The sequence below is a fragment of the Paraclostridium sp. AKS73 genome (assembly GCF_025671395.1).
Taxonomy (GTDB): domain Bacteria; phylum Bacillota; class Clostridia; order Peptostreptococcales; family Peptostreptococcaceae; genus Paraclostridium; species Paraclostridium benzoelyticum.
Map to the genome: position 1 here is coordinate 26,048 of NZ_JAIXHU010000032.1, position 9,769 is coordinate 35,816.

A 9,769-nucleotide genomic window follows, 5' to 3' on the forward strand; every position below is an offset into this window, starting at 1 on the left:
TTTCCTTAATTGTTTTAGTATTTAAATTTTATCAATAAATTCTTTTTTCCTTTTTCTATATCTCCTTTTCTATAGTATTTATATCCTTTGCATTTACTTTATTATCATATACTCTGCAACTTTGAATTCTTACAAGAGTATCTATATAACTTTTTACCATAAAAGCATTTTTTAAAAGTATATTTTTATTATTATACAATTCGTTCATTGTATTTTTTAGTGTTTCATAACTTTCTTCATTTAAAATAAATCCTTTATTGTCCAAAGTATCTAAACATATTTCATAAAGTTCTTCTTCATTATATCCATTAAAATCTAAATATAAAGGAAATCTGTAGTTAAGTGATTGATTTTCTAATAAGATTTTATCAATTCCAACTTTATTACCTGATATAACTAGTATTATTTTGCTTTTATTTTTATCTATAAACTTGATAAGCATAGATACTATTTCATTGTAATTATATTCATTAATAAGTAAATCAAACTTATCTATTAAAATTACTTTACCTATAAACTTATTTAATATATCTTCTAGATTCATACCACTGTTTATGCTAGATACTATCTCATCTTTATCTATTTCAACTATACTTTTAGCTTTTATAAGACCTTTGCTAAAATACATTTCAGATAAAATACTTAAAACTCTTTTTTTACCTGTACCTGTGTCTCCAGTAAAAATAATATTTTTGTATTTATTTGTTCTGCTTCTCTTTCCTAGCTTTTCTCTTTTTTCTTCTATCTTCATTAGTTTATACTGACTTCTTAAAAAGTCTTTAGCTTTACAATTTCCTTTTAAGTTGCTTAGTTTTTCTTCTAAGTCAAAAGTATTTTCATAGTCTGACATATTTATCTTTTCTATATCTTTAACTGTTATTAAATTCATTTCATAAACACTTATATCTTCTTCAGCTATTCTTATACTTTGGTTTCTAATTAAACTTTCAACATAATTTCTTACCATCCTACCATTGCCTGACTGTGAATCAGCCTCTTCATATATAGCCTCAAAACTTGTTTTTAAAGCTGTATATGCGTTTTTGGATAACTTAAATCCTTTATTCTCAATTAATTTTATAGCCATTTCTAGCAACTCATTTGGATTGTAATCTTTAAAAACCGTCCATATAGGAAATCTTGACTTAAGACCTATATTAACATCAAAAAAGTCTTCCATTTCTTCTTCATACCCAGCAAGTATAACAACTACATCTTTTCCATAATCTTCAATCAATTTAAGTAAGGTTTCTATAGCCTCTCTCCCTAGTGAATCATTAGCTAATGTATAAGCTTCGTCTATAAAAAGCACACCACCTATAGCTTCTTTAAACTTCTCTTCTGTTTTCTTAGATGTTTGACCTGGTAATTCAGATACAAAGCTAGATCTATCTGTCTCAACAAGTTGTCCTACTTTTAAAAGTCCCATACTGTTTAGCATTTCTGCCACTAATCTAGCAATACTAGTTTTTCCTGTGCCAGGATTTCCTGCAAACACCATATTTAAATTTTGTTCAATTTTTGTACTTACTCCTGCTGATTTTCGCTTTTCTTGAGCCACAATTAGTTTATATTGACTTCTTAATAAATTTTTAACTTCTGTTAATCCCACTATCGAACTTAATTTTTCCTCAAGATCAAATTTAGTTTTTGCCTTAAAGTTAAAATTATCTCTCTCCAATAAATCTATTTGTTTAGATTTATCTGTTAGATATTTTTTAGACGCATCCAATATAGCATTTTCAACTATGTTTCTAACAAACCTTGCATTTCCTAAATCATTTTTACCATTTATTTGGTTCTTTGCAAATAAATCTATTAAATCATGTTTCACATTTTTTGCAATTCTATATCCCTTTGATTTTGCAATATTTAACGCAATTTCGTACATCTGCGTAGGAGTATAGTCCTCAAAATGAATAGTGTTTGGAAATCTTGATTTAAGTCCTGGGTTAAATGTTAAAAATTCATCCATATCTTTTTCATATCCAGCTAAAATAACAACTAATTCATCTCTATTGTCTTCCACTCCCTTAAGTAAAGCATCAACGATTTCTTTTCCTGCTTTATCATCATCACTTTCACATAATGAGTATGCTTCATCTATAAATAAAACCCCTCCTATAGCAGAGTTTATTATATCTATAGTTCTTTTGGCAGTATCAGCTACATTTTCTGTAACAAAGTCAGCTTTACTAACTTCTCTGTATATTCCTTTTGACAAAATACCTAAAGAATTTAAATATTCAAATGTTATCCTTGCAGCGTTAGTTTTACCCGTCCCTGCATTTCCTGCAAAAATCATGTTTAAGGATATATTAGATGTCTTGAGCCCTAAACGTTCTCTTATTTTTTGAACTTTATAATTATTTTTCACATTATTTAAAAATATTTTTAAATCTTCGATCCCTATTATAGAATTTAATTTATACTCAGCTTCTTCTAACGTAGGCATTGAATATTCGTTTAAATTCAATTCTTCATCATTTATTTGCAGTATATATCATTGTCTTTAACATATATAAGCGCATCAGTTGTAGTTTTTAATCTATCTTCTCTTATTAAATTTGTTAATGGCTTACATAGCTTATAAGAAACATATTCACTTATACCAAAATTTGAGTCCTTTTTATATGTTTCTTGAAGAAATTTGCATATTCCAAAATATTCGTCACCTTTGTCATCTTCATTTATATCTAAAGTTATTTTAATATTAAATTTTTGTTCTACATTTCTAATTGTTTTTAATACTTCTCTTTTTACCACTTTATTTCGTTCATTTCTATTTAATGGTTTTGTATGTAGAGTTTTATCTATATTCAATTTAAATTGTTCATTAAAATATTTATCTATTTCAAATTCTTCATTGTTACTAATATATACTAAAAACTTATTATGGCAAACAATTTTATCTATAGTACCTGATTCTTCATTGTCTGCTTTAACTAAAAACTTATTTTTTATAATATAATCATCATTAAGTTTAAACATGTATTTGGGTATAAGCTCGATAATACTTTTAAAATTTCCCCACTTGATTTTTCTATATTTTTAAACATTACACAAGCTGAATCAGAACTTAATTTTTCATATAAGTCTGTTAAGAAAGCATTATATCCTAAATTAAAATTATATGATCCTAAGTCAATTTCATCTACCTGAGGATTATATAATAAATTAGTTCCTTTTAAATTTTCAAATATTCGTCTTATACTGGTTTTTTTAGCAGTTTCCTTTTCTCCAACTAAAACTAAAATACCTTTTTCATTTTTTGAAATTTATAGTTAAAGTAATTACATAAATCTTTAATAAATTCATTTTGTCCTATAAGTTCTTTTTCTAGGCTTTTTCGTATCTCTTCAAATTTTTCATTTATATTTATCATTTTTATCCCCTTTCTAAGAGTTTATAAATATAATCGTGTTTCTAATCTTCTATCATAATCTGACCAACCATCATTTTGTGATTTATCTTTAATCTGATTAATTTTATTCATAGTTGCATCTATTCCATCTGCAAAGTTTATGATAAAAGACTCTTCCATGTTGCATTCTCTAGGAGATCCATATTCAAGTTTTCCATGATGTTGTATTATACATCCTTTAACTCTCCTTATAAAATCTTCACTAAACTCATAGTTGATTTCATTTATAGCTTTGTCTACCATTGAACACCTATTGCTATATGTCCTTCTAACTCACCTTGCAAAGTATATTTAAATGGACCTTTGTAATCTAATTCATAAAGCTTGCCTATATCATGAAGTTTTGCTCCTAATATTGCTATCTCTTTATTCTTACAATTATATCTATCACAAAGTGTCTTGGATAAGTACATAACTCCAAGAGTATGCTCTGCTAGGCCTCCTATGTAGTTATGATGCATTGATACCCCACCTATGCCCTTTTTAAACTTGTCCAGAAATTCTTCATCTTTAAAAAAGTAATCATTTAAGATTGAAGCTTCTTCAGATTTTATATATTCATCACTTATATCTTGTATTTCTTTTAAAATATCTTGTATAGGTCTTTTTACTTTTGGTAAATAGTCATCTAGTTCATAGTCAGATTCTATTATTCTTACACTTTTAACTTCATCCATGGTAGGCTCTTTTTTACTTTCTACCTCTATAACTTGACCTGGCTTTAACCTAAACTTATTCGGTATTCTAGCTTTAATTTCTTCACTCCTATCTGTAAGTATATAGGTTGTCATATTGCTATCCTTATGTATTTTTTTCATTACCATTAATGATGTTTTAAAATTTTTATTCATACCTATATCTTTTAAAAATTCCTTTTTATGAGTCATGTTAGCCTCCTTTTTAAATCATATATATTTTAAAGTTATTATTTACAAAATATATAAAGTATATTAATCCATCTGTATTTTATAATTTATACAATATTTTCAGTAAGTATAATTTAATTAATAACAAAAAGTACTTAAAACTATTTATTGATTTAAGTACTTTTTACTATTAATTAAATTTTAAATTTATATCTCCAGAGTTACATTTCAAATTCATATCAAACTTAGATTTGTTGTTCTTTATAAATTTTCTACTTTTAACCTCATCATTTATAATTATATTTCCACTATCATTTTTTAAGTTGTAGTTATACTCATCTTCATTTTTACCTATATCAAGTTCAATATTTCCTAAATTATTAGAAACATTAATATTGCCTAAAATTTCCCCCTTAAACTTAGTATAACCTATGTTATTGCTCAATTCTAAGTTTTCTTTTACACTGCTATTTAATATATTTATGTTTCCCATATTACTTTTAAATTTAGCATTTAAGCTATCTAATCCATCTACATTTATACTACCTGTAGCAGTTGCCATGTCTAATTGTTCTACCTTGCAATTATTTATGTTTATATTTCCTGTATCACAACTTAAATCAATATTAGATACATCGAGTTTATTTAAGAATAAGTTAGATATATTTGACGATATGCTTAAATTATCTAATTTTATACCTTTAGGTATATATATTTTAATACTACTATCTCTATTTTTTTATAATATTCTAAGTTGTATGTATTCAATTTTTATTTTTTCTTCTTTTATATTTAAACTTCCATTTTCTATTTTATATTTTATGTTTATATAATCCTTTTTATATTTTAAGTCTACTTTATACTGATCTGATGGTATAATTTCAATACTATTTAAATCTGTTTCTACATTTATATTTTTAAACGCATGTAATTTTTTGCTATCAATTAAATATTCTTCACTAGTGGAGTCATAGCAATCACTACTATTATTGTTTTCTATAAATACATTTTCATCAAAAGCATACCCCATTCCAGTAAATACAAATCCAATTACAATAGCAAGTGTTGATAACTTAACTATAGTTTTTATTTTCATATTTACAACTCCTTTGTTAATTTATATATACTCAATAAAATATATTTTTAATTTTAAATAATATCGATTTTAGAATTTTATTTAAACCTATCTATAATTTATATATTCTATTAATATTATATTATTACACCTAAACAAAAAAGTAGCCTAAATACCTTATTAAAATTTTATAGTATAAAAATATAACTGTCTCAATCTTGAGGCAGCTATATTTTTACTTTAAGATTTCTTTTATTATATTTTCATTTAATACATTTTTTAAAGTTTCTTTATTTATATCATAATAATTCCATTTTCCTTGAGAAATTTTAACTATAAGATTATTATCAAGTAACAATTTTAAATGATATGATAGTTTTGACTGAGAAAGATCAAACTCATCCACTAACTTACACACACAAGTGCTACCCTTTTTATTTAAAGTTCTAAGTATCTCTAACCTTTTTTTATCAGCCAGAGCTTTAAATATATCTTCATAACTCATATACTATATTCCTCCAAATAGTTTTACTTTATTTATATTATAACACTTATTTACTAAAACTTACATTATGCACTTAACAATTTACAAAATAAGATATTTATTTATAGATTTATGCGTTTATGTTATTATTATAATATCACGTTTTAGAAGGAGGCTTTTATGAGGATACTATTTACAGAGTGGGCTATGAATATAGCTGAGCAAACCAAAGTTAGAAGTACTTGTGTGTCTAGGCAAGTAGGTGCAGTTATATGTATGGATAAACAAATAATAAGTACAGGTTATAATGGAGCTCCTTCTGGGGCTATTCACTGTACAGACATAGGATATTGCGAGAGAAGAAAAAGAGGCATTCCTTCAGGTCAAGGACTTGAATTGTGCAGAGCTGGTCATGCAGAGGCTAATGCAATTACACAATGTGCTAAAAATGGAACTAGTTGTAATGGTGCCGTTTTGTATGTGACAACTCAGCCTTGCGTATTTTGTTGTATAGCATTAATACAAGCTGGAATTAAAAAGGTTGTATTTAAAGGAGAATACCCTACTGGGCTAGGACTTCAACTATTGGAAGAGTCTGGTGTTGAGTATATAAAATATGAAGATGAACTCGAAAGCGAAAGAAAATCTGTTGAATTAAAACAAATAAGTGAAGCAAAAAGAATAGAAGAATTTTTGTCAAAACCAAAAAGATACTAAAAATAGGTGAACAATGATTTTAAAATCATCGTTCACCTATTTTTATAATAAATTTATATTGTTCAAAACATCAATTTTTTTATAGTTAGTCATATCAATATTTATTGGAGTTATAGAAATATACCCTTCTTCTATTGCTTGTATATCACTATCTTTTTCTTGGTCAAGCTTTCTTACTTGACCTCCAATCCAAACATATCTTTTTCCATAAGGACTTTTTCTTTCCTCTATGACATATCATATTCCCTTATACCCAATTTAGTTATTTTATATCCTTTTATATCTCCATATGGTATATTTATGTTTAAAATGCAATCAGCAAATATATTCATTTCGCTCGTTAAGCTTTGTACTATTTTTTTTATATACACAGAAGCATCTTTATAAGTACCTCTTGATACATCAAATCCATCATACGATATAGCTATTGATGGTTTTTTTTGTATAAGCCCTTCAATAGCTGCCGAAACAGTACCTGAATAAATTACATCCGTACCCAGGTTAGCTCCATTATTTATTCCACTTAAAACTAAGTCAATTTCAATACCTTTTAAAATTGATTCAATCCCTACCTTAACGCAATCAGCAGGAGTGCCGCTTATAGAGTATGATTTTATTTTATCCGATATATGTTCTTCTTTAATCATTATAGGATCATGTATTGTTATGGCATGGCCCATAGCACTTCTTTGAGTATGAGGAGCTACTATATAAACATTTGCTATATCACTTATAGTTTTAGCAAGTTCTAAAATTCCATCAGCATAAATACCGTCATCGTTAGTGATTAATATATTCATATATACCTCCTAATTTTATTCGTATACAGAAAACTTCTCCCAAATTTTTTCTAAATCATCAAAGTATTCTTTTATATCATCTTTTTCTTTCATTCCTATTGATACTACAAGAGCATTGGATAAGCTCAATGCCGGAACAAGAGAATCAACAAATGATGCCATATTACTTTTTACTAATAGTGTCGTGTCTGCAACCGTAGCAATTGGGGCGAATAAACTATCTGTCATAGATATAATATGTGCGCCCTTACTTCTTGCATAATCTACTACTTGATAGCTTTTCTTTGAATATCTAGGGAAACTTATCGCAACAACAACATCTTCTTCTGTTATTCTTACAACCTGTTCAAACGCATCTCCCATATCCATCCTTATAATATGAACATTGTCTAATATGATATCTAAATAAAATCCTAAGTATTGAGCTATACTAAACGAACTTCTCATACCTAATATATATATTTTCTAGCATTTAAAAGCTTATCAGAAGCTTGTTGGAACATTCTTTCATCTAAGTTTTCTAAAGTGTCCTTTATATTATCTATATCACTTTTTAAAACCTTACTTAAAATTTTACAGTCATCTGAATACTCCTGATTCATTTCTACCCTTTGCACAGTTGTCAACTTATTTTTTATAAGTTCTTGAAGAGCATCTTGTAGTTTTGGGTACCCGGAAAATCCTAAAGCATTTGCAAATCTTACTACCGTAGACTCACTTACTCCAACTTCTTCTCCAAGTTTAGATGCAGTCATAAATGCAACTTTATCATAACTTGATATTAAATATTGAGCTATAAGTTTTTGACCCTTACTAAGTCTTGGATATTGCTTTTGAATGTCATCAATTAGTTGTTTGCTATCTTTAAAATCTTTAGTTTCGTTCATTTTTTTCTCCTCATAATTACTAATGATTTATTATATTAAGCTATAAGCCTTTTTACATTTAACATAACTATATTATACCATCTTTTGCTACTTTTTTTAAATAATATATAAGTTTTTTACATTATTTATTTATAGCAAATTTATAAATGTAGTTATAACTGCCGAATTGAAGAATTCTATAAATAAAGCTCCAACCAGTGGTAAAATAAAAAATGCATTTTGACAAGGCCCAAACTTACTTGCAACCGATTCCATATTTGCTATTCCATTTGGAGTAGCTCCCATTCCAAATCCACAATGTCCTGCAGCTAATACTGCTGCTGTATAATCTTTTCCCATTATTCTAAATGTTACAAAATATGAAAATAAAATCATTAACATAGTTTGTATACTTAATAAAATGATTATAGGTACTGCTAAATCTATAAGCTCCCACAGTTTTAAACTACACATTGCCATAGATAAAAATAAAGATAAACAAATGCCGCCAATGCTAGAAAGTTCATTTTCAGGAGTTTTCCATGCTCCTTTTGCATCTGATAAATTTCTCATTATAGCTGCAACTAGCATAGCCCCTATGTAACTTGGCATAGTAATCTCTACACTAGAAAACCCTGCTGAAATTAAAGTACCAAATCCCATAGCTATTATAATTTGTATAGCTCCACTTACTAAACTTTGCTCAGACAATTTTGGTAAATTAACTTCGCATGCGCTTGTGTCAGAGTCTATTCCCGCTGATTCTAATTCTATTAAATTTTCATACTCATCCTCTTTATTTTCCAAATTGTGTTTTTCTACTAGCCTGTTTGCGATAGGTCCTCCTATAATGCTTCCAACTACTAATCCAAATGTTGCACACGCCATAGCTATGCTAAGAGCTCCATTTAACCCCTGAGCCTCCATAAGTGGTCCAAATGCCCCAGAAGCTCCATGTCCACCTGTCATTGAAACTGATCCTGCTATAAGCCCTAGTAAAGGGGTAACTCCTATAGCTTTTGCTGAAAAAATACCTATTATATCTTGAGCCAGAACTAATAAAACCGCAACAATTAAAAATTTTATTACTCCTACTCCGCCTTTTTTCAAAGCTTTAAAACTTGCTGTAAATCCTACGGTTGTAAAAAACGCTGTCATTAAAATTCCCTGTAGTGTCGTGTCGAATACTACAGCAATTACACCTGTTTGTCTTAAAACAAATGATATAATCGCAAAAGAAAAACCTCCTATAACTGGTGCTGGTATACAATATTTTTGTAATATATTAACCTTTGCTTTAATAAAAGATCCTATAAGAAGTACTATTGTTGTAAATGCAAGACTTTGAACCATATCTAAGTTCATTGTCATTATCCCTAACTCTTTTGATAATTCAAACATACGCATCCCTCCTAAATTATATAAAAAACAACTAAATAACCTTTAACTTTAAAATTAAATTAATAATATTAAAAATTAAAAAATTCAAAATTGAATTTATTTATTATATTTTACTTTTATTTTGATTTTATTTTTT

Annotated in this window: 10 protein-coding genes and 2 pseudogenes; 1 reads left to right on the forward strand and 11 read right to left on the reverse strand. The window is 27.3% G+C overall.

The window, feature by feature from the left end:
* Nucleotides 1-55: 55 nt before the first annotated feature.
* From LEQ07_RS15015 to LEQ07_RS15035, 8 genes and pseudogenes are all read right to left on the reverse strand, one after another.
* On the reverse strand, nucleotides 56-2,476 hold the full coding sequence (locus LEQ07_RS15015) for an AAA family ATPase (RefSeq protein WP_332843235.1): 2,421 nt from the start codon (nucleotides 2,474-2,476) through the stop codon (nucleotides 56-58).
* Between the two features lie 11 nt (nucleotides 2,477-2,487).
* Entirely contained in the window at nucleotides 2,488-2,991 is a 504-nt protein-coding gene (locus LEQ07_RS21820; protein ID WP_332843236.1) for a hypothetical protein, read from the reverse strand.
* A gap of 259 nt (nucleotides 2,992-3,250) precedes the next feature.
* A complete protein-coding gene (locus LEQ07_RS21825; RefSeq protein WP_332843237.1) occupies nucleotides 3,251-3,385 on the reverse strand; it encodes a hypothetical protein in 135 nt (44 codons plus the stop codon).
* Between the two features lie 21 nt (nucleotides 3,386-3,406).
* On the reverse strand, nucleotides 3,407-3,667 hold the full coding sequence (locus tag LEQ07_RS21830; RefSeq protein ID WP_332843238.1) for a hypothetical protein: 261 nt from the start codon (nucleotides 3,665-3,667) through the stop codon (nucleotides 3,407-3,409).
* Nucleotides 3,661-4,311, reverse strand: coding sequence for an HD domain-containing protein (locus LEQ07_RS15020; RefSeq protein ID WP_332843239.1), 651 nt, complete (start codon nucleotides 4,309-4,311; stop codon nucleotides 3,661-3,663). The genes LEQ07_RS21830 and LEQ07_RS15020 overlap by 7 nt, the downstream gene beginning before the upstream one ends.
* 169 nt (nucleotides 4,312-4,480) lie before the next feature.
* Nucleotides 4,481-5,014: pseudogene (locus tag LEQ07_RS15025) on the reverse strand (DUF4097 family beta strand repeat-containing protein); the annotation flags it as partial.
* A 15-nt stretch (nucleotides 5,015-5,029) separates the two neighbouring features.
* Complete coding sequence (locus tag LEQ07_RS15030; protein ID WP_263331272.1) at nucleotides 5,030-5,386, reverse strand: hypothetical protein; 357 nt, start codon at nucleotides 5,384-5,386, stop codon at nucleotides 5,030-5,032.
* A gap of 214 nt (nucleotides 5,387-5,600) precedes the next feature.
* Nucleotides 5,601-5,870 carry an ArsR/SmtB family transcription factor gene (locus LEQ07_RS15035; RefSeq protein ID WP_046823648.1) on the reverse strand — a complete coding sequence of 90 codons (270 nt, stop codon included), beginning with the start codon at nucleotides 5,868-5,870 and terminating at the stop codon, nucleotides 5,601-5,603.
* A 159-nt stretch (nucleotides 5,871-6,029) separates the two neighbouring features.
* Between LEQ07_RS15035 and LEQ07_RS15040 the strand changes: the two genes are divergently transcribed.
* Nucleotides 6,030-6,566 carry a deoxycytidylate deaminase gene (locus tag LEQ07_RS15040; RefSeq protein WP_064503618.1) on the forward strand — a complete coding sequence of 179 codons (537 nt, stop codon included), beginning with the start codon at nucleotides 6,030-6,032 and terminating at the stop codon, nucleotides 6,564-6,566.
* A 227-nt stretch (nucleotides 6,567-6,793) separates the two neighbouring features.
* On the opposite strand, the gene surE is transcribed toward LEQ07_RS15040, so the two are convergent.
* The 3 genes and pseudogenes from surE to gltS form a co-directional block, all read right to left on the reverse strand.
* Nucleotides 6,794-7,366: a 5'/3'-nucleotidase SurE gene (gene surE / locus LEQ07_RS15045; protein WP_263331273.1), complete on the reverse strand. Its 573-nt coding sequence runs from the start codon at nucleotides 7,364-7,366 to the stop codon at nucleotides 6,794-6,796.
* A 15-nt stretch (nucleotides 7,367-7,381) separates the two neighbouring features.
* Nucleotides 7,382-8,253 (reverse strand): annotated as a pseudogene (locus LEQ07_RS22645) (MurR/RpiR family transcriptional regulator).
* Between the two features lie 129 nt (nucleotides 8,254-8,382).
* On the reverse strand, nucleotides 8,383-9,633 hold the full coding sequence (gltS, locus tag LEQ07_RS15055) for a sodium/glutamate symporter (protein WP_226896707.1): 1,251 nt from the start codon (nucleotides 9,631-9,633) through the stop codon (nucleotides 8,383-8,385).
* Nucleotides 9,634-9,769: the final 136 nt, after the last annotated feature.

Excerpts from the sequence above, each read along its gene's own strand:
- LEQ07_RS21820 (WP_332843236.1), bottom strand. The coding sequence starts at position 2,991 with ATGTTTAAACTTAATGATGATTATATTATAAAAAATAAGTTTTTAGTT.
- LEQ07_RS21825 (WP_332843237.1), bottom strand. The coding sequence starts at position 3,385 with ATGATAAATATAAATGAAAAATTTGAAGAGATACGAAAAAGCCTAGAA.
- LEQ07_RS21830 (WP_332843238.1), bottom strand. The coding sequence starts at position 3,667 with ATGGTAGACAAAGCTATAAATGAAATCAACTATGAGTTTAGTGAAGAT.
- LEQ07_RS15020 (WP_332843239.1), bottom strand. The coding sequence starts at position 4,311 with ATGACTCATAAAAAGGAATTTTTAAAAGATATAGGTATGAATAAAAAT.
- LEQ07_RS15030 (WP_263331272.1), bottom strand. The coding sequence starts at position 5,386 with ATGAAAATAAAAACTATAGTTAAGTTATCAACACTTGCTATTGTAATT.
- LEQ07_RS15035 (WP_046823648.1), bottom strand. The coding sequence starts at position 5,870 with ATGAGTTATGAAGATATATTTAAAGCTCTGGCTGATAAAAAAAGGTTA.
- LEQ07_RS15040 (WP_064503618.1), top strand. The coding sequence starts at position 6,030 with ATGAGGATACTATTTACAGAGTGGGCTATGAATATAGCTGAGCAAACC.
- surE (WP_263331273.1), bottom strand. The coding sequence starts at position 7,366 with ATGAATATATTAATCACTAACGATGACGGTATTTATGCTGATGGAATT.
- gltS (WP_226896707.1), bottom strand. The coding sequence starts at position 9,633 with ATGTTTGAATTATCAAAAGAGTTAGGGATAATGACAATGAACTTAGAT.